Source organism: Aminipila sp. (genome assembly GCF_032051575.1).
Classification (GTDB): domain Bacteria; phylum Bacillota; class Clostridia; order Peptostreptococcales; family Anaerovoracaceae; genus Aminipila.
Genome location: NZ_DAMBYD010000002.1, coordinates 165,562 through 189,664 on the forward strand (window position 1 = coordinate 165,562; position 24,103 = coordinate 189,664).

Sequence of the window (24,103 nt, forward strand, 5' to 3'; positions counted from 1 at the left end):
TAACTGTTAATCTTCAGATTTTCTGCCCTCCCATTTGTTAGATAATATAATAAGTGCTATCAGAAAAACAGAAGTCAAAATTAAAATAAATATCATACTTTGTATAATACCATTAAACTTTAAAAAATCAATATTCATTAAATTCGATACAAGTAATGTTTCGGAAAATCTTGCAGTGATTCCCCAAGGAAGAAAAGTCCAAATGCCATCTCCCAAGCCTGTTAAAAATAGTGCAGATAGCAGGCTGCCTATAATTCCTAAACCCAAACTGTAGCCTTTGCCCGCAAGAAAACTGATTATGTAGTGTAGTAAATATAAAGGTATAACACTAATTGACAAGAGAACAGCAGTTTTAATATAAAACAAAAGTTTAAAAGTTGTGTACCCTAATACGCTAAAACCAATTCCAAAACCAACTAACGCAAGTAATGACGAACAGAAGCCAAATAAAATTAGCCAGATTAGTTTCGTGATATGCGGAATATATTTTGGAGTCGCAGTGGATAAAAGCATTTGAAAACCCCCTGATTTTTGTTCGGATTCAGCTAAAATTGAAGTCATTATTCCAATTAAAACAGGAAAAGAAACACATAATATTTGTATATATGCAGACAGTTTATCTGATTCATTCCAAGGAGAAAAGGAATAATACCATACAAACAGTATCATTCCAACCACAGGTACAATGAAATGAATCAGCAATAAGGGAGAATGACATAATTTATATAAATCTGATTTTAAATTGTTATAAAAACACATTTACTTTACCTCCCTATGATTAAACCACAATGTAGTGATAAGAGAGAAAATAAAAAACAATGCCACTGTTATCATAATACCGATAAAAATAACAGAGGTGTCACCTAAATGATTCCCTGCTTCAAGTGGTAAGCCATTTGGTAAAACTTTAATAATAGGACACATTAATCTTGCGGGAATTGCAAATGGAACATACCACAATCTTGTTGCAGCAAAAAAAATACCAAATCCCATATTGCAAAACAAACTTATCATAATTGAGAAAAAAGAACCCATTTTCTCACTGATAAACATAAATAAAGGTATTTGCCATGCAAAAGTTAAAAATAAAACAAAACTTGCTATGAAGCTACTAAGAAATGGTATTGATACACCAAGTGTTGTTCCAACTGTTGATAGAACGATAAAAAAGATTAAATTTGTCATAAGTAACAAAATAGTGTTCATTACAAGCTGTGAACTCCACAGATTTTTTTTGTTAGTTGAAACAGCAAATAATCCATGACGATTATGTTTTTTCTCTGCGGACACAGTAAATGATACAATCATAGAAAGTGTACCCGGTAAGATCATTGTATACCACCAGTTAAATGCACCTTCCATAAAGAAACGCCCACCCATAAGAATAATTACAAGAGCCACTGCAATAAATGGACTTAACCAAAGTAATTTTAGATTAAAACGATGCTTTTGTTTTAGAAATTCAGATTTTAAATAATTAACCATTATAAGCACCTGACTTTCTTACCACTTCCATAAAAAGGCTTTCCAAATCCTCGTTTTTATGGATTGAATCTTCATACCAAAGCATTCCGTTAGCTATAATACCAATATCATCTGCTATTTGCTCCACCTCAGACAATATATGGCTTGATAAAATAACGGTTATGCCTTTTTGTGGAAATGACAAAATAAGTTCTCTTAAATCCTGTATGCCAATAGGGTCAAGTCCATTTGTTGGTTCATCAAGGATCAACAGTGTTGGGTTGTTTAAAAGGGCTATAGCAATACCCAGTCTCTGCTTCATACCCATTGAAAATTGCCCTGCTTTTTTCTTACCTGTATTTGTAAGTTCTACAATTTCAAGAACTTCTTTTATTCTGCTGTTTGGCAGATTATATAGTAATGCTCTAACTTTAAGATTTTCAAATGCTGTTAAATTTTCATAAATAGGTGGAGATTCAATTAAAGCACCAATATTTACTAAATCTTTTCTATTCCAGTGTTTACCGTTAAAATAAATTTCACCCGATGACGGATTTATCATACCTGTTATCATTTTAAGTAATGTAGATTTACCTGCACCATTAGGGCCAAGCAAACCATAAATACTGTTTTTTCTAACGGTAATTGAAATATTATCATTCGCTTTTTGTCTCTTGAATTTTTTGCATAAATCTTTTGTAGTTAATATGTTTTCCATATAAAAATCCCCTTTTCTTTCTGATAATGCAAGAATAAAAGATATTTATAAAGAAAGTATAAAGATTTTAAAAGTTTCATTTCAAAAACCCAAATAGCATGTCCAGATGAACCTGGTTATAATCACCGTACTGCAAATACGAGCAGCACAGCCATACCTAATACAATTCGATACCAACCAAATGATTTGAAATCATGCTTTTTAATATAACCCATTAGGAATTTTATCACTAACACAGATACCGCAAATGCTACTACCATACCTATTACTAAGATGAGCAATTCTGCGCTTGTAAAGGAAATCCCAAACTTGATTATTTTAATAACACTTAAACCGAACATAACAGGAACGGCAAGGAAAAACGTAAATTCCGCTGCCGCGACTCTTGATACGCCAATCAACAGCGCACCTATAATCGTGGCACCTGAACGAGAAGTACCGGGAATAATGGAAAGCACCTGAAATAATCCAATTAAAAAGGCTGCATGATAGGTGATATCTTCTAATTTAAGAGTAGTTGGCAACCGCTTTTTATTTCGTATTTCAATTACAATAAAAGCAATACCATAGAAAATAAGGGCTGCCGCAATTACTATTGGAGTATGCAAATGAGCTTCAATATAATCGTCAAACAAGATAGTTATGACTGCTCCCGGAATACAAGCAACAACGACCTTCAACCAAAGAGTAAACGTGTCTCTTTTGAAAATAGGTTGTATTTTATCCCTAAACTGGAACGGAAACATTTTCTTCCAAAACATGATGACAACAGCAAGGATTGCACCAAGTTGAATGATAACAAAAAACATTTCCTTAAATGCTCCGCTCATATTAAGCGTGATAAACTTGTCCACAAGAAGCATATGCCCAGTGCTGCTGATGGGCAGCCACTCGGTAATCCCCTCTACAATGCCAAGAAAAACAACTTTCAAAATCTCTATAAAATTAAGTGTCATTACTTTAAATCCTCCTTTTTAAAATGATATAAGGTCATAAACAAACGACTGCAATCTCATTATCATATGCGAATACAGCAAAAGCCAAGAAACCTACCGTCACAATCAAAAAAAACTCCGACACTTATGGTGTCAGAGCCTATTTTCAAGGGATTTATGGTAATTTTTATTTTGTTCTGCTTTGCTGTAGCAATAAAAATATCTTCACTGCAAAAAACAAGAATAGCAGTATTGTTGCATAAGGTTCTCTTGCCGCTGCATATAAACAGATTGCTATGGCGCCTGTTGCGATAGAAACTTTCGAGGTAATGCTATACAATGACTCTTTATCGAAGCAAATAAAAGCAAGTCTGGCAATTCCAAGTCCAATTATAAATAAAAAAATAGTCCAATGTATTCCAATATCTATATTTGGCATATGAGTATTTGATAGAAGATTTACATGGTAAACATGGCTGCCTTGAGGTTCTCCATAGATTGGTAATACAATAAATGCAATCGCTAATACATCTAGGATTCCGCTGATATAGCCATATATTTTTTTGATGTTGGAACGGTTTTCTGTTTGGGCAATACTTATTAGTTTCTCTCCCGACAGAAGTTCATCTATCGAAACAGAAAAGACTTTTGAAATACTTTTGAGGGATTCAATATTGGGGTAGCCTTTGCCACTTTCCCATTTTGAAATTGCAGTTCTTGATACATATATTTGCTCCGCAAGCTGTTCTTGCGTTAAATTTTTTTGTGCTCTAAGTTGTTGTAGCTTTTCATTAAATTCCATGATTGTCCTTCCGTATGTTTTTTACTTTGATACGTCCATCAACAGGCTTTTTTACAAAATAATTACACCAATTATATACAGAATGACGAATAATATCAAGTGTAGCTCTATGCAAATGTTGCCTAGGGGGAGTTTTACTTGACAAGTCCATAGACAGGTTTATAATTCAAGCGTGGAGTTTACACGGACTTGTAAATACCTCTATCATACTGAAGCTGAAAAACTAAAACAAAAAATTTAGGAGGCCGTCATGAAATGCAACCCCTTTCTCAAGAAGACCCTTTACATTATGCTCTTATCCATATTTCTGTTTGGGCTAAATGCCTGTGGACAAAACAGCACCAATACTCCAGCTGCAAATGATGATGCACTTGAAGCATATGACAATTTCTTAGCAGGAAGTATAAACGCACAAGACTTAAAACATGAGATAAGTGATGGAGTCGTTACAATTAAAGATATTTCTTTGGAGCCAGATTTAAAAACGTATTATGCTATATTTGATATGAACGGGGATGGAATACCGGAACTTCATCTGCGCCCTATCGTGGGTGGCAGTTACGCTGTTTTTACATATCTTGATGGTCAAGTAGTTTTATGGCATGATGGTCCTGATTATGAATCTCCGCTAAACAATGAAGCAATCTTATACGAACGGGATGGTGCAGCACCGACTCACATAAATTATTATTATTTAGTTTTGGACTCCGATGGAAATGAAATCTCAAAAGTGTATTTCTCAAAATATCACAGCGTCGATGAAAGGGGTCTGACTGAAAGTACTGATTATGATGTATTTAGGTTTGAAGATAAAGAAGTTTCTGAAGATGAATGGAATTCACTGACCAGTAAATATCTTAGCAATTCATCTGACTTAATCAGATGGAGTGAATTATAAGCAAATTCATGAACGGTTATTCTGACAATATGAAAAACTTTACCCTAGAAAGCCGTGGAACGCTTGTTCTTAATGTGCTGTTGTGCTAAAATATGTGTAGTAATTTCGTTGAAGGAGGGTACCCATGAATACTGATTTTGTAAATTTAACAACAGAAAACCTTGCGGGTGAGCATTTATGCTGCATTATCCGCAGTAAAAAGCCTCATCCAGGTGTTGAAGCAAAGCGGCAATGGCTTTCTGACCGGCTAAAGGAAGGTCATGTCTTTAGAAAGTTGAATGTAAAAGGTTGCGTTTTTATTGAATATGCGCCTTTGGAAAAAGCATGGGTTCCAATAGTTGGTGACAACTATTATTATGTGTATTGCGTATGGGTTTCTGGGGCTCCTAAAGGTAATGGATATGGAAGGGCACTGATGGAATATTGTTTAGCCGATGCAAAAGAAAAGGGGAAATCCGGGGTTTGCATGCTTGGAGCAAAAAAACAAAAATCCTGGCTTTCTGACCAATTATTTGCGAAGAAGTTTGGCTTTGAGGCTGTTGATACTACTGATAATGGATATGAATTGCTTGCACTTTCTTTTGATGGAACAACGCCAAAGTTCGCACAGAATGTTAAAAACCAACAAATTGAAAGCAAAGAGCTAACAATTTATTATGATATGCAATGCCCCTATGTCTATCAAAACATTGAGATGATAAAACAGTATTGTGAAATGAATGACGTTCCTGTATCTTTAATTCAAGTGGATACGCTACAAAAAGCAAAGGAATTGCCATGTGTTTTCAATAACTGGGGTGTGTTTTATAAAGGAAATTTTCAGACAGTGAATTTGTTAGATGTCGCCTATTTAAAGAGAATACTGAAAAAATGAAAATTGATATAATGAAAATCCAGAGGCATCCGAAGTAAAATTCCCATGGCTCTGTTTTCATATAACACCAAAAACAAGTAAATGAATTTCCCATAGGTAATAAAAAATTAATGGCTGTGTTTTTCGTAACTGAAAAACACAGCCGCTTTTTTGTTGCCCAGAATCAGGCAGAGAAAGGAAAGACTGATTAAAATGACATAAACGATGTTTTGGATATCTTAGTGGTTTTCAGCTCCTGAATTGCACGGTAAATAGCCGATATGCCAAGATGTATCTGTGGTTCATCGGTTTTTCCCAGACTGACTCGGAAAAGGTTAGAGCGTTTATAGCTGGGAATAAAACAGGCTTCTGCGTTCAATAGGTGGACGTTATCCAGCGCGAGACGTGGAACCAATCTGTCTGCAGCAAAATCGCTATTTGTTGTAAAAGAAGCGAAAAAACCAGTTTCCGGAATCCTCCAGGTAATGTCACAATCAGCGTTCTGTGCAGCCACAGTTCTTAAACATTTCATTCGATCTCGAAAGATTTTTTCAAGGTTCTTTCGATGATTAGCATACATACCACTGGTTATAAATATTTCAAGGGCCGCTTGCGACAGTGCTGAACTGGTAAGATCGGTCCATTTTTTGTACTCCACGAATGGATTAAGAAGTTCTTGGGGTAATATAGCCGTGGCAAGGCGTAATCCTGGTAAAAATGTTTTAGAATAGCTTTTGATATAAATAACTTTGTCGGTGCGGCTAAAAGCATACAAGGGATCAGCCTTGTGGTCATTATCCAAGTCGGCAAGATAGTCGTCTTCAACAATATAAACATCATATTTTTCAGCAAGTGCGACTATCTCTTTTTTATCTGAATTGGTGTAAGAGAACCCAGTTGGATTTTGAAAGCGGGGCATGGTATAAAAAAATTTAATGTTGCCGTTACAAAAAATTCGCTCCAAAGCATCTTTATCAAGGCCATTTTCCTTTCGCTCGATGCCCAGGACGGAATGGCCGCTTAATTCGAGGGATTTGATAATGCCATAATAGGTGGGTTGTTCAACGAGAATATTGGTTTTTCCATTGGGAAAAGACATGGAACTCAAAATGGAGATGGCTTGTTGAGAGCCAGTCGTAATGACGATTTTTTGCCAGTCTGTGAAAATCTGATAGTCTTGAAGCTGTTTTGCCATCGTTTTTCTTGGTCGTTCCATTCCTTGTGGATCGCAATAAGAAAATAGTTCTTCCTTATAAAGGCTAATCGCTTGGTTAATGCAATGCTGAAATTCTTTATATGGCAGTATATCACTGCCCGGGGCAACGGATGCAAAGTCGATGATTTCTTGGGACAAATCCAAGGGCTGAAGGTGATTCTCCACGAGATAATAGCCACTACCAGAAACAGGATAAATTATGTGGCTCCGCTCCAATTCGCCATATGCTTTTACAACCGTGCTTGTACTGCAATGGAAGGCTTGGGCTATGGCCCTGATGGGAGGCAGTCGGTTACCGGGCTTAATCTGATTGTTGGTGATTTGGGTCTGCAGATACTGTATGATCTCATAGTACTTAGTCAATAGTAATACCTCCTTTAATTGTACTACTACAATTTAGAGTTTATTTGATTGACTGCTAAATGTGTAGTATATATACTGACATTGTACTACTAATGACGGAGAGTGTGCAACCCCGTTCGTAAATAATGTTACCCTGGGCCCGGCTGCCAAAATCGTCAAATAGTCGTAAGAAGACTTATAGGAGGAATAACTTAATGAAAATTTTTTATCAACAATATAAAACGGGAGCACATCCTTTATTTAATAATACATTAGCTAATCTTGCTATGCTTGCCGTAGCTATCCTATGGGGAGTATCATTTAGTATTAATAAAATTGTGCTAAGTGAAGTTCCTCCAATCACATTGACGCTGATTCGGTTTTTAATTGCAACGGCGATACTGTTTCCTATTTTAAAAAAAGTCGATCCCTCATCTAAACTACAAAAATCAGATTTTCCCAAAATGGCATTGTCTGGTTTTCTGGGGATCACCCTATATTATTATTTGCAAAATGCTGGGGTTGCACTAACCACTGCATCAAATGCTTCGCTCATCGCTTCCGTGACTCCTATCCTTGCAATAACTATGGATGTCATAATATATAGAACCAAAATTTCAGTTGCTCAAGTACTAGGAATAGGCTGTGCTACAATAGGTGCCTATTTGGCTGTTACAGCAAACAGGCAGATAGATTTAAGTTCTGCAACTTTTAAAGGAAATCTAATCATGGTTGCTGCAATGTTCTCATGGGCACTATATACTTTGCTTAATAAATCACTACAAGGTAAATACTCTGGAGTATTTTTAATTACCTATCAAATGTTATTTGGAACATTATTTTTGACTTTAATGTCTTTCGCCGAGTATGATCAGTGGCGAGTATTCTCACTAAAAGCTTTTGGCTATATTATTTTCTTGGCGTTTTTTTCTTCTGCTCTTTGTTTTTTTCTCTATGGTTATGCTTTGAAAAAACTAGATGTTGTAATAACGACGCTTTATTTAAATCTTGTTCCAATAGTAGGGGTTTTCAGTGGATGGTGCATTTTAGGCGAAATAATTCTGCCAGTACAATTTTGGGGAGGGGTAATAATTATTTTAGGTATAGTAGTAATAAATTGGGATAAATTTACTATGCCCTCTAATCGAGTGGGACAATAGTTCTCCAGTGAGTGATAATACTTGATATAAAGTTTAAAGCACAAGCATACTTGGCAAGCCATGGTCAGAATTGTGTTTGGATAAAAATAAGAAAAAGAAAGGGGATGAGAAAAATGCCTGTAATTATGGTTGAGGGTATTCCACTTAGTGCAGATCAAAAGAGGGAACTGGTAGCTATTTTAACTAAGTCGGCAAGTAGTATTATGAATGTTTCAGAACAAGCTTTTCAAGTTTATATTAAAGAAAACAGCAGAGATAACATTGGCGTAGGTGGAATATTAGTATCTGAAAGAAACAAATAAGTTGGATAGTGGGGCATATTACAAAAACTATTTTAAACTGCCCTGCTGTCTGGCAGGGGCTTTTATATACTCATAGATTCTTGATGACTTACTGAATGGTGGGTGATATAATATTATAAAAATTGAAACTGTAATCAAGTTTTCAGATATGAAAGACGATATAATATATAGGCAGGGAGTGAACAGGATTGTCTGTTAAAACAATTGAAAATATGGTAAATTGGATTGAGGAAAATTTAGAAGAATGTCCAACATTAGAAGAAATGTCCGATTTCGTAGGGTATTCACCTTGTTATTGCTCTACTAAGTTCCATGAATATGTTGGTGTTTCATTCAAAGATTATATTCAGAAGCGTCAGCTAAGTATGGCAGCGATGGCGTTACAGAAAACGAAGTATCGAATTATTGATATTGCTATACAATATGGGTTTTCATCACATGAAGCATTTACAAGGGCTTTTGTGCGTGCTTATGGTTATACACCCTTTCAATACCGTAAATTGTTGCCGGAAATCTTAACATTTGATAAAGCTCAAATAGATATTTGAACACTCCTCAGTAAATATAAGGAGTGTTTTTTATAATGTTAAAAAAAATTGGACGAAATGATTTATGTTGGTGTGGGAGTGGGATCAAGTATAAAAAATGTCATGAGTCTTTTGACGAAAAGTTATCATGGTACAAAACCCAAGGTTGTATTATTCCGCCCAGAAAAATCATAAAAAATCCAGAACAAATTATCGGGCTTAGAGAAAGTGGAAAAATCAATATAGCAGTTTTAGATTACATATCTGAACAGCTACATATAGGAATGACAACAGAACAAATTGATCTTTTGATTTATGAAAAAACGAAGGCTTTGGGTGGAATTCCAGCAACACTAAATTATGAAGGTTTCCCTAAAAGCACATGTACATCAATCAATGATCAAGTATGCCATGGCATACCATCAAACGATGTTTCGCTGAAAGATGGAGATATTATAAACATTGATGTTTCTACAATATACAATGGATTTTTTTCGGATTCGTCAAGAATGTTTTGCATCGGAAATGTAAATCATGAAAAAAAGAAACTGGTGGATGTGGTTAAGGAATGCATTGAATTAGGATTAGCACAAATAAAGCCGTGGGGTTTTTTAGGTGATATGGGGCAAGCCGTGCATGAACATGCTAGGAGTAATGGATATACGGTTGTACAGGAAATAGGCGGACACGGTATTGGCTTGGAATTTCATGAGGAACCGTGGGTGAGCCATGTTTCTAAAAAAGGAACAGAAATGCTCTTAGTCCCAGGTATGGTATTTACAATTGAACCAATGGTGAACATGGGAACTGATGAAATTTTTGTAGATGATAATGATGGGTGGACAGTTTATACGGCAGATGGAATGCCGTCAGCCCAATGGGAAGTTATGGTTTTAGTTACTAATGATGGCTATGAGATATTAGCCTATTAACACCACCAAATCAGGAATATAAGAATATAAAATAGAGAACAACAGAATAAAGAAAATAGTCTTATGGGTGATTAAACGGTCACTCTTTTCTTTTACCCAAAAGTCAGAAATGATTCTGTAATGTATATCTTTAAGCCCTTATACTTCCAAAAACGATATTTTTGCAGATTTATATAATAGATGTAAATAGTTATACCAAATGTTGTGAAAAAACATATACTATTGTGATAGTGTTTTAAAAAGAGTTCTATCAATTATTTAAGAGCGGAGGCTTTATTTCATTTATGAAAGATATCAAATTAACTTACCAAGATGCCCTTACTGAAGATATTGATTTAAGTTCCTTGGCAGTCTCTGAGGAACCGACTGAAAAGAACTTTATAGTCAACTCGCAGGATGATTCATTCGTTGCAATTTCAAAGCCCAATCTTGCTTATTTATCTACAACTTCAAAAATCCGTTTTAGCGATATTCCTAACGGTGCCGTTGTTAACTCAATAACTGATGGTTTTCAGACTATAGAATTTAGTTCCGGAATGCGGAAGATTTCGTCAATGGGAATTAATAACTGGGGGGTTCCTCCGTTTACGGAAGATCCTACGCCAGAAACATTGATCTCTGGTTTTTCTGCAACTTCAATGACATGGGAGTTGTCACGACAATCAAAGGTTTTTGGTTTTGAATTGATGCCTAATTTATTTGGAACCTACACCTATCGGGTTGAATTCTTTACGGGGCCAGCTCTTGTGGGAAGTATCACTCGTACAATAACAGTGCCAGGTCCACCAATTGGTCCAGCAACACAAGGAGCCCGTTTATTCGCAGCAATTACAGATGGCCCTGGGTTTGATCGTATCGTAATTACGAGCCTAAGTGGTAATACTCTTGGGTTTCTTGTTGCCCAAGTGCGTTACCAAAGTTGCGTAACGTTATGTAACGTAATCACTAAGGATATAGTAACAAAAGGAACAAAAATTCCTGTAACATGCTGCAGCAACATTCCTGGATATGAAGTGATATGTGTTTCCAATGAGATAAAGGCCAAGATTATATCAACCTGTTGTGACATTCATGAAGACTTTATCTGTCCGACTTACGGACCTATTGCAGGAGTTAAGACAGCAGACGTAAAAATCTTTGCTGAGCTACAAATCCCAGTGACTATTCGAGCGAATGGTTGCACACCTATCACAACGCCATTTACTTGTGTTGAATGTGTTGTCTTCTCTATCGATAATGTGTTTATTTCAAGTGAAATTAAGAATTGTGAAGTAATTTCTGTAACGGATGTTGTAGGGACCGACTTTAGAATTATTCCTACTGCTCCGGGAACACCACATTGTTGCGTTGAAGGCTTTGCTTCCATTACTGCAAAAGTATCTGGATGTGTAATGACCAACAGTATTGAAGTAATTAAGTGCCCTTAATATGTAGTATTTTAAAAGGCCAGTTTGGGATAAATAGCAGACCCGCCTTAATAAAATGATTTTTTGTATAAGAAAAACAACCTTCAAATGCACTAAAACCAACGATTTGAAGGTTGTTTTATTGTAAGCCTAAATTTCAGGCAAAGATTTCACTGCCATCACCGTATTAGCTTTCTTTGTAATGGTTACAGTCATACTTTTTCCATCCCAGTTTACCTCTGCTCCTGATTCTTCTGAGATTGACCTGGCTGGATAAAGTTGGGGAGCTGAAAGAGGTGCTTTAACAAGATCGTATGTCTTAATAGATTTGTCTAATTCAGACTTCTCCATAAGCTTACCATCTAAAACAACAGCTGAAATAAGAGTTGTATTTTTAATATTGGCTAAAGGATTGGCTTTAAGTACAACTAAATCTGCCAGTTTTCCTTCTTCCACTGAACCAAGCTCTTTTTCTCTCTCCAGGTACTTGGCAGGATTTATTGTAGCTGCTTGCAGTGCCTGCAAAGGAGTAAGACCTGCTTTCACCAGCAGCTCCAATTCATCGTGTAGTGAAATCCCAAAAATCATATTAGGCACTCCAAATACAGAATCAGTGCCTGCTAGAAGAGGGACTCCTGCGGCATTCATTCTGCCTGTAAGCTTCACACAGTTCAGACTATATGTACTATACATTTCTTGAGATTTCTTTATTTCTTCGATTATTTGAATCCATTGTTTCTGATACTGGGTAGGCACATATTTCGCCCTTAAATCAATGTTTTTACAAGATGGATTTTTTAAAGCAACCAATGTAGGTACCTGCCATGTTTTATTTTTTATAAAGGTTTGAAACAGCTTCTCTGCACGTTGAGGGTCGTACATAATAAAAGCTTTGTTTTGTGCCTCTATTAAAGAATTAAATTCTTCCAATTTAGGATCTCCCAACAGCTCTTTTTCAATACTTGAAGTTGCAATAAACAAGCCAACCAGATGCTCCATACTTTTCATTCCCATTTCAGAAGCCTCTAAGGCTGTGACCTGGTTTGGTAAATGTCCTACAACGGGAAGCTTATAATTTTTGGCTTCATCAAACACAGCCTTTGTAAGCCTTTCTGGTAAGTTTGAATAAATCTTTATGTGGTCCGCCCCTTTATCAGCCATTTTACGCACAGCATTACGCGCTTCTTCTTCAGTATTTAAACTAAGCATATGGGGGGGAATACCATTTCCAGGGAGTTTGTTTAATGTCTGCCCAGCATATGCAATCCTTGGTGCAGGAGTACCATTTTTTATAGCTTTATTCCATAACTCAATATTTTCCAACGTTGCTCCCATATCTCTGACGCCTGTAACACCGTTGCCCAACAATAATGGAAAGGCATGTTCATGTTCAGAATTTTGAGTACTCAAATGGACATGCATATCCCACAAACCAGGAATGATATATTGACCTGTGGCATCATAGGATTGTGCTTTGTCAGGTATAATTACTTTGTCGCTCTCCTCAATTTTAGTAATCTTATTATTAGTGACAACTATGGATTGGTTGGGTTTCAATTTACCAGAATGTACATCAACAATGGTTGCATTTTTGATAACTAATGTCTGCCCAGCTTGTTTTTTTGGCTCCATACTCGCAGACACCGGACCGGTATTGGCTAATAATGTAAAACATAATACAAATACCATCAATAATACTGAATCTTTCCTTTGATGTGAACTTACTCTTTTCATTTACTTTACTCCTCTAAATTATTATGAACTTGATAATTTTATTGTACATACCAAAGCTTACTCTTTATTTAACAAAACCTTACAAAATCCTTACGCTTAGTACTCAATAATTCTGTAGAAACATAGGGACAGTTCTATCGCTTCCATATAAAGTTTAATACAAAATCGTTAACATACAGGATGTTTACAGCAAAAGAGAATGCTGCAACCCCTTTTGCTGTTGATTTTTTCATGTTGCATGAGCCAATAAGATTTACGTTTTTAGTAAAATGTGGTATTATTGTTCAAAATACGGGGTTATAAAAGAGTATACCAATTTAAAAAATTAATTTAATTAAGAAAGGAAAACGTGAGAATATGTTAAGTAATTTCCCTGAACCAATATTGAATCTCCCTGAAGCAGATATTCCGATTAAGGGTATAAAAGCCTATCTTTCCCAGGCAGAAAATCATCAGATTATTTTTATGGAGTTTTCAGAAGATGTTGATTTGCCAGAACATGACCATGAAAGTCAATGGGGAATCGTTCTTGAAGGAAAAATAGAATTAGTGATTGATGGGGTAAATTATACTTATGCAAAAGGAGATCGATATTTTATCCCAAAAGGTGTAAAACATTCCGGGAAAATATTTGCTGGATATGCAGACATTACTTATTTTAATCAAAAAGATAGATATAGAGTAAAATAGAAAAGACAAGGATTAAGAAAAAATCTGCCAAGGAACTATCAGGTGTCGATGACATATTATTGAGGCATTTGATTGAGGCATTTGAACCAAACAAGATGTTGTGGTTTTATTCTCTTGATTTGGGAGAAAATTTATAGATACGAGGTGCGATAAATGGCGGATATTTTAATCATTGATGATGATAAAGAATTATGTGTTTTGTTAAAACAATGTTTACAAAACGACGGATATAATGTCCATGTTTTACATAATGGAAATGGGGTTTCAGAATTATTAAAGGGTATTGATTTAGTGATTTTGGATGTTATGCTGCCCGGAGAAAACGGCTTTGATGTTTTGAAAAGAATAAGAAATATATCAGACATTCCTGTTTTAATGCTATCTGCCAAAAGCAGTGAAATGGATAAGGTAATTGGGCTTAGAACTGGAGCAGATGATTATCTTACAAAGCCATTCGGATTATCTGAACTTATTGCAAGAGTAGATAATCTAATTGAACGTTTTAAGGTTTTAAACAATATGGCGATTTCATCTGAGCCGCTTAAATTTAACAATTTAAAGATTGATACTAAAAAATGCATTGTTATTAAAAATAACAGTGCAATCGCATTAACTGCAAAGGAATATAGGCTACTTTGCTTTTTTGCACAAAACCCAATGCAGGTATTTACTAAGAGGCAAATATACCAAAATGTGTGGGATGAAGATTTTATGTATGATGATAATACCATTATGGCACTCATCTGCAGATTAAGAAAAAAATTAGAAGATAACCCCGAAAATCCTACTTTTATACAAACGGTTTGGGGTATAGGATACCGTTTTAACAACGAGGGAACGGTATAATGATTGTATTTCTTTGGGCAAGCATTGCTATTCTTTCTGGTATAGTGTGCTTTTTGATTATGAAACAATATATTCAGTACAGACAAATCAAAAATATAAAAATAACCATTGAAGACATTTTAGGCGGGCAGGACAGTTCAACCCTGTTTACTAATAAAGATGATGTACTTGGGGAATTGGTTTTTGAAATCAATAAATTAATATCTTCATATAGAGTGCAAAAGCAAAACTATGAAAAAGAACGAAACTCAAAAAAGGAATTACTTTCAAACTTATCTCATGATGTGAGAACTCCTCTTGTTTCGGTTATTGGCTATATAGAAGCTGTTATACAAAATAGAATAGATGAAAGAAATAAAAACGACTATATCGAAACTGCATATAATAAGGCCCTGGTATTAAAAGAGCAAATTAATCAGTTGTTTGAGCTAGTTCAAAGTGATGCAAATGAAATTGTATTACACTTTGAAAAGGTAGATATTTGTGAGTTGCTTAGACAAGTAATCATTGACTTTTTGCCCGCAATAGAAAAAGATCAAATTACTTTTGAATCCAATATACCCGATAATGAAATTTATATTTCAGCAGATAAATACTGCCTCACAAGAATATATCAGAATCTTATTAGAAACACTTTGATACATGGTAAAAGCGGTAATTATCTTGGTGTTTTTGTAAGTAAAACAAACTCTGATGTTTATGTTGATATAACGGACAAAGGCATGGGCATAGAAAAAGAACATTTACCATTCATCTTTGATAGACTTTATAAGGCTGATAATGCAAGAACAAGGGGCAGCGGCTTAGGACTTGCGGTGTCCAAAGAGCTTGCTAATAAAATGAACGGTAAGATAGAGGTACTTCGTTCTATACCTAGGGATACAGTATTTCGTATAACTTTTCCTGTCATTGAGTAATTTGTCAGAAAAATATCAGATTCTTATAAGTGCGATGTCATAAGCGTTTGTTACGATAAGCTCATACATAAAAAAGGAGAGCTTATATGAAAAACAAAATGATTAACAAAATGGTAATTAGTCTATTGATTTTAGCAACTTTATTTTCCGTAGCAGCTTGTAGCAGGAAAGACGAGGACTATAGGAATAGTTTAATTGACAAGTATAACCCGCAGGGGGCTTCTATTGTTCTTATTGAGGGTGGACAAATAGCAGAGGTGAGAAATTATGGCAGGGCAAATGTAGAAAAAAATATACCTGTTACTAATAAAACGACTTTTAAGATTGCTTCCATATCTAAAGTGGTAACAGCTTATACAGTCATGCAATTAGTGGATGAAGGTAAATTAGACTTAGATGCACCAATCTCAAGCTATCTGACTCGTTGGAAATTACCATCAAGTGAATTTCATAATGATAAAGTTACGTTGAGAACTTTATTATCTCATACATCGGGTGTCAGTGGCAGTGATGAAATATATGAAAAGTCATTGCCAGATGTTGCAACTGCATTAGAAAATAAGCAAATACATTTAAAACGAGAACCAGGAGAAGAGTTTGAGTATTCTGAATTTTCAGGGTTCGGGATTTGCCAGTTGGTGATTGAGGAAGTAACAGGGGAAAAGTTTGAAGATTATGTTGTAAAAAACGTGTTTCAAAAGTTAGGCTTGCTGGATACTTCTTTTGCAAATAAAAGTGTGGGAGATTGTTTTATGGCAACCCCTTACGCTGGTTTAGGAAAAGCAGTAGACCCAGCTCCGCTTGTTATGACTGGAGCTGGAGGCGTTACTACAACGTCTACGGATTTAGCAAAGTTTACTATTGCATTAATGGACTATTATAATAATGACACAGAAATGTTCCAGATTCAGAAGAACACTCAAAGTAACATCGGGGAGTGTTGTCTGGGAATATTTGCTCAGACTCTTTCTGATGGTAGGAAGGTATATGAACATAATGGAACACTGACTGGGTGGAATGCGCAAATGGTATTTGAACCTCATAGTAAAAATGGAATGGTTATAGTAACAAACTCTGACAAAGCTTACTATTTAACCTATGAAATGATGGAAAAATGGGGACAAAAAGTATTAGGTGAGCCAATAGAAATCAGCGCTATTGCTTCTCTTAGCAAAAATACCGATAATGTAGCTATTATTATGGCTCTAATAGATGGTTTAGCCCTTATAATATTGTTAACTAGAGTTTATCGAAAAAAACTAAAGAACATTGGTAAAAGATATAAAGGAACTGTGATTGTATTTCTACTTACTACAATTATATCGGGAAGCTGCTTTTTCTTATTTTATTCTGATATTCCATTTGATTTGTTATTTGGCATGAAAGATTATTGTTTATTTACATTTTTTCCTCCTTCCCTTAGAATTATTCTATTTGAGTTAGTAGTATTCTTTGGAATACTTATTGCCAGGACACGATTTGTCCGTAATAAGAAACCAATGACTAAAATTGCTGAGGAGAAACATATATGATTTTAGAAACTTTCGGATTAACAAAGCAGTATGGTACACAGTTAGCAGTTTCTGATTTGAATATTCATGTAAAAAAAGGTGAAGTTTACGGCCTTTTAGGTAGAAACGGGGCAGGTAAGACTACTGCAATTCGTATGGTAATGGGACTTATACAGCCCACAAAGGGAGATGTGATACTATTTGGTGAAAAAATGATTGTACCAACAAAACAGAGCTTTAACAGAATTGGTGCATTGATTGAAACACCGGCTTTTTATGAAAACTTAACTGCTAGGGACAATTTGAGAATTATTGCTGATCTAAGGGGAACTCAATCTAAGGATTCAATCGACAAAGCGTTAACTCTAGTAAATTTAGAAAATGAGAAAAGTAAAAAGGTAAAGCAATTTTCACTGGGTATGAAACAGCGGCTTGGTATTGCCATGGCGTTGATGCACGAACCAGAATTCATTATTTTGGACGAGCCCACAAACGGGCTTGACCCTGTAGGTATACAACAAATCAGATTATTAATCAAAAAATTATCTGTTGAAAAAGGAGCTACCATTTTAATTTCCAGCCATATTTTAAGTGAGATTGAGCAAATGGCAGATACAATAGGTATTATCCACCAGGGAAGACTAATTGACGAACTTTCTATGGACGAAATCAAACGCAGAAATCGTCATTATGTAAAGATGACAGTTTCTGATATGGCCAGGACAATTCCAATTTTGGAAAAAGGACTGAACATTACAGATTTTGAAATCAAAAATGACAGAGAACTAAAAATTTATCAAATTGAAGTAAACTTCGAAGAAGTAAATCGCCTGTTAAACAAGAATGAAATAGGAGTTTCAGAAATCAGCCTGAATAAAGGTAATTTAGAGGAGTATTTCCTAAAGTTAACAGGGGGTGATACAATTGGCTAACATAATTAGAACAGAATTAAGAAAGCTAAAGGGTTCAAATATTTTATGGATTTGCCTTGCAGGATGTTTTCTCTTACCAGTGATGTCACTTTTTGTAGGGAACAGCGTTAGTCGCCCTAACGGATGGGTGGAATATTGTACGCAAAGCATGTGGATGTCAATTTTATTATTATGGCCTTGCATTTTTGGGCTTATGGGAACTTACATTTTTACAAGAGAACGCATAGAGAATACATATAAAAATTTGTTTATTATTCCTGTAGGCAGAGTTTCACTTGTATTGTCGAAGTTGTTTGTCTTGCTAATTGGAATACTTGGAATAACGTTTTTATCTTATATATTAAATATTGCGGGAATCCTTATTGGTGTTAAGTTTAATTTGAATGAATTTCTGCAAGGAATGGAAACTTATTTACTGTCCGGATTGCTTACGTTTATAGCGATGCTCCCTGTTATGTTTATCGCTTTAATGAGTAAAAAAGGGTTTTTAGTATCTGTGTGTGTTACTTTTATTTATGCTTTTATTTCATTTATTGGAATTTGGTCACCTGTGCTTTCCTCTGTATTGCCGATTATCTCAATCTTGAGAATTTGCAATATTACGGCTCTAAGCATAGAGTATTCTTTTCCAATGGCAATGAATCTAATTTGTATGGCGATTATTGGACTTGTGTCTATAATAGGTATTATCTATGCTGCAAAGAAACAAGAGGCATAAAATGTTGTTTGGAATTTAAGCAGTTAAATGTCGAATAAATTATTTAAAAAAAAGTCAAAGCATATTGACATTTCATAAAATAAGGATATAGTTATATTACCAATGGTAATTACCATTGGTAATATAACTATATAGGCGGTTAAAATGAAGAAAAATATAACGAAGGAACAGATTATTGCAACAGCACTTGATTTAACAAAAACAAACCAAGATATTCGAAGCATAAACTTAAGAGAAATAGCTCGTACTATTGGGTGTGCCCATACAAATCTCTATAATTATTATCCGTCATTAATTGACTTGCTTTGGGATGTACATGTTGCAATCCAAGAATATTTTATTGTGGATTTGTCATCACGCTTGGCAAAAGTTCAAGAGTCAGAATTAAAACTGCATTGCTTTTTTGAAACGTTTATTGACGTGTATCTGACACATGTTGGCTGGTTCAGGCTTGCATGGGTAGATTATATTGGCGCTGATCGACCAGAAAGTAATAAAATTGCTACAGATAAAATTGTTGATGAATTGGTTGATATATTAATAAATATTTGTTTGGATTTATTCCGAAGTAAGCCTGATAAGGAAAAAACGAAATGTATTTTTCATAATGTCCATTGTTATATCATAGGGGAGATTTCAAATTTTATAAACGGAAGAAGGATACATCAAGATGAAGAGGCCTTGAGGCAATATGTTTCGATGACATCAACATCCATTTTTAAGCTGTGCTTGGAGGATGAAATTAAATAATTACCAGCTAGAAGATAGGCTATATTAGCCTTAAGAGGAGTTTGGATAATTAATTACGAATGAGCGGAAGGAGTTAATAGTAATATGGAAAGAAAAGTTGAGTTTAGCAAGGGTGAGTTTCAACTGCATCAAAATCCTAATTTCAATTATCAGTTAAACCGTACTTATAACGTAAGCAATGGAAATCTTGATGAAATGATAGAACTTGCAGGGAAATTAACCAGTATTAGAGACTGGGAGAAGGAAATGAAAACTCTTGCCGAAAAGGCATTATCAGAAGAAAGAATTAAAGACGCTATTGCATATTTCAGGATGACTGAATTTTTCATGTATGACGGTAATCCTGATAAAATTAAAGTATATGATAAGTCCATAGAATTATTTTACCAGTATCATGATAAATTGTTTAAAACCGGCATGTTGACGCTTGATCACGTTCCTTTTGCGCAGGGATATCTGCCTGTAATACATACCAAGCCCGAAGGAAAATGTGTGGATATCATTTTGATACATGGGGGATTCGATTCATATATGGAAGAGTTTCTGCCTTCCCTAATGTATCTTCGTGAAAACGGATTTGAGGTTTATTTGTTCGAGGGACCGGGACAAGGTAACGTTTTAAGGAAACAGGGCATCAACTTTTCAGTAGAATGGGAGAAGCCCATTAAAGCAATATTGAATTATTATGATTTAAATGACGTAACAATCATAGGCATATCCATGGGAGCTATTCTGGCACCAAGGGCTGCTGCCTTTGAAAATCGAATAAAAAGAGTTGTAGCATGGAGCGTATGTACCAACATGCTGGAACTACTGCTGGATGCCACACCGGAAGAAGAGCGAAAAGTTTTAACAGAGCTATTGGCAAAGGGTGATAGAAATACAATAAATCAAATCATGTACAGTCTGATGGAAAGAGAACCTTTAATCGATTGGGGTATGCATCACGGCTTTTATAACATGGGGGTAGATAACCCTTATGACTATATGCTGGCGGCAAACAGATATGAGTATAAGGATGTTGCCTACAAAATCACTCAGGATTTCTTATTGCTGGGTGCCGAAAAGGACCACTTAATACGGATAGAAAAGTATAAAGACGTTATTGACAGCCTTATAAATGTAAAATCGTTAACATACAGAATGTTTACAGCTAAAGAGAATGCTGCGAGCCACTGCAATACGGGAAATCCAAAGCTAGTCCTAGATACAATAATTTCTTGGATTAAAATGATAAAAAACCATCAAGAGTTTTATGGAGAAAAGTGAATGAAAAAAAGAAAATACTTATGTTTAAATGATATTCCAATATTTTCAAGAATAGATAAAAACTCTTTTACTTCAATTTGTCATGCTACAAAGAAGCAACATATGAAAAAAGGAGAATATTTGTTCAAACAAGGTGATTCGGAAGATAGAGTATATTTTATAAAAGAAGGAAGCTTAAAATTTGTAAGAATCACTGAAAATGGCGAAGAGGTCATTATTGAAATAGTGGGAGCCGGGGAAGTTATAGGTGAGACTTCCTTGTTTAGAGAAGGTGTATTTTCTCCTGTCTCTGCTATAGTTCTGGAAGAAGCCAATGTCTGCAGTATTGACAGTAAATCGTTTGAAAGGATTATTACAGAAAATCCGGAAATTTCTTTGAAAATAATAAAGAATCTTTCTACTCGACTATATGATACTTGGGAAAAGATTACTGAATTGAATACTCAAACAATTCAAGAAAAAGTAATCAGCTTCTTTATTCAATTGGCCCAAGAGCAAGGAGAACTCTGCACAGAGGGTACATTAATCAAAATCCCTTTGACTCAACAGGAAATCGCTTCTGCTGTGGGAGCCTCCAGGGTTAGGGTTGCTCAAACTTTACAGGATCTTATTAAGAGTAATTATATTTGTAGGAAGAGGAAACATTATATATTAAAGAAAAAATGTATTTATTAAAATGTAAAATATTTAACAGAATAAAACTCCTTTCAGCATTATAATTAAAAAAAATGTTAAAGGAGTTTTAAATTATGAATGAAACATTAAAGGCTATCAGCAACCGAAGAAGTACAAGGTCATATAAAGAAGAACAAATACGCGATACGGAATTAAACGACATATTAGAGGCTGCTATTGCAGCACCTAATGCAGTTGGTATACCAAAATGGCATTTAACGGTGGTACAGGATAAAGATTTGTTAGACAGGATAGTTGAAGACGTTATTGAAGCAATAAAAAAATCAAATAATAAATTTTTGATTGATGTAGTAAGTATACCAAATCATCATTCATTTCATCATGCCCCCACTGTAATTTTTGTTTCAGGTGATAACAATTCGCCTTATTGCCAATATGATTGTTGTGCAGCAACAGAAAATATATTAATAGCGGCGGAGTCGTTAAATATTGGTTCATGTTGGATTGGTACATTTCTCTCACTTTTTGCTTCAGAAAAAGGTGAGGAATATAAAAAAGAGTTGGGTATACCGGAAGGTTATAACCTAATAAGTGCAGTTACGCTTGGATATAAGGAAACCGAGAACGCAGTTGTGCCGTCTAGAAAAAAAGATGTTATTAATTTTATAAGGAGAAGATGATTTTGGCTCATAATAGATGAAAAAACAGAACTCTGTTTTTGAGCACTTGGAGGCAGAAAAACTCTGCCTCCATTTTTGCATGCCCCAGCTTGTATATTTCCGTCAAAAGAAATACAATAGAAATATAGGAGCAGTAAAGTAAAGGATGGTGAAAAATAGATGAAACGGGTATTTATGGTTGAGGACGATAAGGCAATCGCCAAAAACCTTGTGCTTTTGCTCCAATCGGAGGGATTTACAGTTACACACGCACCTACGCGGGAGGAAGCTCTTGCCGCCCTTGCCGGGAATAAATTTGACTTGGCGCTTGTTGATATTTCTTTGCCTGACGGAAATGGTTTTACAGTCTGCACAGAAATTAAAGAAACGCAAGATATTCCCGTTATCTTTCTGACGGCTTGCGGCGATGAGGCGAGTGTTGTGACGGGGCTGAACATGGGTGCAGACGACTATATAACCAAGCCTTTTCGTCCGCGTGAATTAATTGCGCGAGTCAAAACTGCTCTGCGAAAAAGCGGGCGTTCCGGGTCGGACTTTGAAATTCGTGGGCTTCATGTGGATACGGGAAGCGGTGTTGTGAAAAAAGATGGCAATGAGGTTTTTCTTTCAGCCTTAGAATACCGCTTGCTGCTGGTGTTTATTAGTAACCCTAAAAGTATTATCACCAGGGGCAGGCTGCTTGACGAATTGTGGGATGCGGCTGGGGAGTTTGTCAATGACAATACATTGACTGTGTACATCAAACGCTTGAGGGAGAAGATAGAGAACAATCCAGCGATTCCACAAATCATTCTAACCGTTCGCGGGACGGGGTATAGATTGGGGGGCGAGTATGCTTCGGAATAGAGAGTTTCGGCAATTTGCCATTTTGTTCTTCTTAATGGCTTTCGTCACTGTAATATTTGGATTTGTGATAAACCTTGCGGCGGGAATTCTTGCCATTGTTTGTGCTGTCGCCTTTGGCACAGCGTTTTTTGGGTTTACCAAAAACCGATACAAAAGCATAGCAAAGCTTTCAGATCAAATCGACCTTGTACTTCATAATGCTAACCGTATGGAGATTGACGAATTGGACGAGGGCGAACTTTCCATTCTGCACAGTGAAATAACAAAAATGACGCTACGTATTCGGGAGCAAAATGATGCATTGAAAAAAGAAAAACAACATCTTGCCGATTCGCTGGCTGACATCGCTCACCAACTTCGAACTCCGCTCACATCTGCCAACCTCATTCTGTCATTGTTAGCGAATAACCCGGATGAAAACCAGCGGAAAGCATTTGTTAGGGAAACAGAGGATCTGCTCGTGCGGATGGATTGGCTGATTACTTCTCTATTGAAATTATCCCGCTTAGACGCGGGCATTGTGGTGTTCCAAAGCCAGCAGATAGATGTACGTAACTTGATATGCGCCGCGCTTCGCCCATTCTTGATTCCAATGGAGCTGCATGATATTACTATTCAAACAGACGTGCCGGAAGGTGTGATGATTCAGGGGGATTCAGGCTGGCTTTCGGAAGCAATTCAAAACATCCTTAAAAATTGTATGGAAAGTACAGGTGATAACGGGAAGATTGAGATTATCTTCGGGGACACCCCTCTGTTTAGCGAAATTACCATCCACGATAGCGGTGAGGGCTTTGAAAAAGAAGATTTACCCTGTTTGTTCGAAAGGTTTTATCGTGGCAAAAGTTCCAACGCTACCGGATATGGGATTGGATTGGCTCTTTGCAAGATGATTATAACGAGGCAGGGTGGGACGATTACCGCAAAAAATCATTCCCAGGGCGGTGCGATATTTGTCATTCGTTTCCTAAAGTGACGAATCTCTCACCTGAAAGTCACCGAGATGTAAGTTGCAAGTT

The 24,103-nt window shown here is 35.8% G+C and carries 26 protein-coding genes; 19 read left to right on the plus strand and 7 right to left on the minus strand.

Features of this window, described 5'->3' with window-relative positions:
* Window positions 1-6: 6 nt before the first annotated feature.
* From RTW14_RS03020 to RTW14_RS03040, 5 genes are all read right to left on the minus strand, one after another.
* Complete coding sequence (locus tag RTW14_RS03020; protein WP_312648158.1) at window positions 7-759, minus strand: lantibiotic immunity ABC transporter MutG family permease subunit; 753 nt, start codon at window positions 757-759, stop codon at window positions 7-9.
* The gene (locus RTW14_RS03025) at window positions 760-1,485 is read right to left on the minus strand and encodes a lantibiotic immunity ABC transporter MutE/EpiE family permease subunit (RefSeq protein ID WP_312648160.1); all 726 of its coding nucleotides are present in this window, start codon (window positions 1,483-1,485) and stop codon (window positions 760-762) included. It lies immediately after the preceding gene.
* Window positions 1,478-2,182, minus strand: a complete 705-nt coding sequence (locus tag RTW14_RS03030; protein WP_312648162.1) for a lantibiotic protection ABC transporter ATP-binding protein — start codon at window positions 2,180-2,182, stop codon at window positions 1,478-1,480. Before RTW14_RS03030 ends, RTW14_RS03025 begins: the two co-directional genes overlap by 8 nt.
* A 122-nt stretch (window positions 2,183-2,304) precedes the next feature.
* Window positions 2,305-3,138, minus strand: coding sequence for an undecaprenyl-diphosphate phosphatase (locus tag RTW14_RS03035; RefSeq protein WP_312648164.1), 834 nt, complete (start codon window positions 3,136-3,138; stop codon window positions 2,305-2,307).
* 166 nt (window positions 3,139-3,304) lie between these two features.
* The gene (locus RTW14_RS03040) at window positions 3,305-3,919 is read right to left on the minus strand and encodes a helix-turn-helix domain-containing protein (RefSeq protein ID WP_312648166.1); all 615 of its coding nucleotides are present in this window, start codon (window positions 3,917-3,919) and stop codon (window positions 3,305-3,307) included.
* Between the two features lie 250 nt (window positions 3,920-4,169).
* Here RTW14_RS03040 and RTW14_RS03045 point away from each other — a divergent pair, with 250 nt between their 5' ends.
* Together RTW14_RS03045 and RTW14_RS03050 are read left to right on the plus strand one after the other, a co-directional pair.
* The gene (locus RTW14_RS03045) at window positions 4,170-4,817 is read left to right on the plus strand and encodes a hypothetical protein (protein ID WP_312648168.1); all 648 of its coding nucleotides are present in this window, start codon (window positions 4,170-4,172) and stop codon (window positions 4,815-4,817) included.
* A gap of 124 nt (window positions 4,818-4,941) precedes the next feature.
* Entirely contained in the window at window positions 4,942-5,691 is a 750-nt protein-coding gene (locus RTW14_RS03050) for an N-acetyltransferase (RefSeq protein ID WP_312648169.1), read from the plus strand.
* 187 nt (window positions 5,692-5,878) lie between these two features.
* Here the strand turns inward: RTW14_RS03050 and RTW14_RS03055 are convergent, their stop codons facing one another.
* Window positions 5,879-7,249 carry an aminotransferase-like domain-containing protein gene (locus tag RTW14_RS03055; protein WP_312648171.1) on the minus strand — a complete coding sequence of 457 codons (1,371 nt, stop codon included), beginning with the start codon at window positions 7,247-7,249 and terminating at the stop codon, window positions 5,879-5,881.
* 194 nt (window positions 7,250-7,443) lie between these two features.
* Here RTW14_RS03055 and RTW14_RS03060 point away from each other — a divergent pair, with 194 nt between their 5' ends.
* The 5 genes from RTW14_RS03060 (at window position 7,444) to RTW14_RS03080 (ending at window position 11,576) form a co-directional block, all read left to right on the plus strand.
* Entirely contained in the window at window positions 7,444-8,388 is a 945-nt protein-coding gene (locus tag RTW14_RS03060) for a DMT family transporter (RefSeq protein ID WP_312648173.1), read from the plus strand.
* Window positions 8,389-8,501: 113 nt separating this feature from the next.
* On the plus strand, window positions 8,502-8,690 hold the full coding sequence (gene dmpI, locus RTW14_RS03065) for a 4-oxalocrotonate tautomerase DmpI (RefSeq protein WP_252473687.1): 189 nt from the start codon (window positions 8,502-8,504) through the stop codon (window positions 8,688-8,690).
* Between the two features lie 188 nt (window positions 8,691-8,878).
* Window positions 8,879-9,238 carry a helix-turn-helix transcriptional regulator gene (locus RTW14_RS03070; RefSeq protein ID WP_312648179.1) on the plus strand — a complete coding sequence of 120 codons (360 nt, stop codon included), beginning with the start codon at window positions 8,879-8,881 and terminating at the stop codon, window positions 9,236-9,238.
* Window positions 9,239-9,273: 35 nt separating this feature from the next.
* Entirely contained in the window at window positions 9,274-10,149 is an 876-nt protein-coding gene (locus RTW14_RS03075) for a methionyl aminopeptidase (RefSeq protein WP_312648181.1), read from the plus strand.
* A gap of 284 nt (window positions 10,150-10,433) precedes the next feature.
* Window positions 10,434-11,576: a hypothetical protein gene (locus RTW14_RS03080; RefSeq protein WP_312648183.1), complete on the plus strand. Its 1,143-nt coding sequence runs from the start codon at window positions 10,434-10,436 to the stop codon at window positions 11,574-11,576.
* A 129-nt stretch (window positions 11,577-11,705) separates the two neighbouring features.
* On the opposite strand, the gene RTW14_RS03085 is transcribed toward RTW14_RS03080, so the two are convergent.
* Window positions 11,706-13,289, minus strand: a complete 1,584-nt coding sequence (locus tag RTW14_RS03085; RefSeq protein WP_312648185.1) for an amidohydrolase family protein — start codon at window positions 13,287-13,289, stop codon at window positions 11,706-11,708.
* 357 nt (window positions 13,290-13,646) lie between these two features.
* Between RTW14_RS03085 and RTW14_RS03090 the strand changes: the two genes are divergently transcribed.
* The 12 genes from RTW14_RS03090 (at window position 13,647) to RTW14_RS03145 (ending at window position 24,060) form a co-directional block, all read left to right on the plus strand.
* Entirely contained in the window at window positions 13,647-13,979 is a 333-nt protein-coding gene (locus RTW14_RS03090) for a cupin domain-containing protein (protein ID WP_312648188.1), read from the plus strand.
* Between the two features lie 153 nt (window positions 13,980-14,132).
* Window positions 14,133-14,825 (plus strand): response regulator transcription factor, encoded by a 693-nt coding sequence (locus RTW14_RS03095; RefSeq protein ID WP_312648190.1) that lies wholly within the window; start codon window positions 14,133-14,135, stop codon window positions 14,823-14,825.
* Window positions 14,825-15,742 carry a sensor histidine kinase gene (locus RTW14_RS03100; RefSeq protein WP_312648191.1) on the plus strand — a complete coding sequence of 306 codons (918 nt, stop codon included), beginning with the start codon at window positions 14,825-14,827 and terminating at the stop codon, window positions 15,740-15,742. The genes RTW14_RS03095 and RTW14_RS03100 overlap by 1 nt, the downstream gene beginning before the upstream one ends.
* A gap of 86 nt (window positions 15,743-15,828) precedes the next feature.
* The gene (locus tag RTW14_RS03105) at window positions 15,829-17,274 is read left to right on the plus strand and encodes a serine hydrolase domain-containing protein (protein ID WP_312648192.1); all 1,446 of its coding nucleotides are present in this window, start codon (window positions 15,829-15,831) and stop codon (window positions 17,272-17,274) included.
* Window positions 17,271-18,185: an ABC transporter ATP-binding protein gene (locus RTW14_RS03110; protein ID WP_312648194.1), complete on the plus strand. Its 915-nt coding sequence runs from the start codon at window positions 17,271-17,273 to the stop codon at window positions 18,183-18,185. Before RTW14_RS03105 ends, RTW14_RS03110 begins: the two co-directional genes overlap by 4 nt.
* Window positions 18,178-18,903 (plus strand): ABC transporter permease, encoded by a 726-nt coding sequence (locus tag RTW14_RS03115; protein WP_331654382.1) that lies wholly within the window; start codon window positions 18,178-18,180, stop codon window positions 18,901-18,903. Before RTW14_RS03110 ends, RTW14_RS03115 begins: the two co-directional genes overlap by 8 nt.
* A gap of 144 nt (window positions 18,904-19,047) precedes the next feature.
* Window positions 19,048-19,653, plus strand: coding sequence for a TetR/AcrR family transcriptional regulator (locus tag RTW14_RS03120; protein WP_312648198.1), 606 nt, complete (start codon window positions 19,048-19,050; stop codon window positions 19,651-19,653).
* An 84-nt stretch (window positions 19,654-19,737) separates the two neighbouring features.
* Window positions 19,738-20,922: an alpha/beta hydrolase family protein gene (locus tag RTW14_RS03125; RefSeq protein ID WP_312648200.1), complete on the plus strand. Its 1,185-nt coding sequence runs from the start codon at window positions 19,738-19,740 to the stop codon at window positions 20,920-20,922.
* The gene (locus tag RTW14_RS03130; RefSeq protein ID WP_312648202.1) at window positions 20,923-21,597 is read left to right on the plus strand and encodes a Crp/Fnr family transcriptional regulator; all 675 of its coding nucleotides are present in this window, start codon (window positions 20,923-20,925) and stop codon (window positions 21,595-21,597) included. It begins immediately after the preceding gene.
* Between the two features lie 74 nt (window positions 21,598-21,671).
* Complete coding sequence (locus tag RTW14_RS03135) at window positions 21,672-22,238, plus strand: nitroreductase family protein (RefSeq protein WP_312648204.1); 567 nt, start codon at window positions 21,672-21,674, stop codon at window positions 22,236-22,238.
* Window positions 22,239-22,397: 159 nt separating this feature from the next.
* Entirely contained in the window at window positions 22,398-23,084 is a 687-nt protein-coding gene (locus tag RTW14_RS03140; RefSeq protein ID WP_312648206.1) for a response regulator transcription factor, read from the plus strand.
* A complete protein-coding gene (locus RTW14_RS03145; RefSeq protein ID WP_312648208.1) occupies window positions 23,071-24,060 on the plus strand; it encodes a sensor histidine kinase in 990 nt (329 codons plus the stop codon). Before RTW14_RS03140 ends, RTW14_RS03145 begins: the two co-directional genes overlap by 14 nt.
* The last annotated feature ends 43 nt before the right edge of the window (window positions 24,061-24,103 follow it).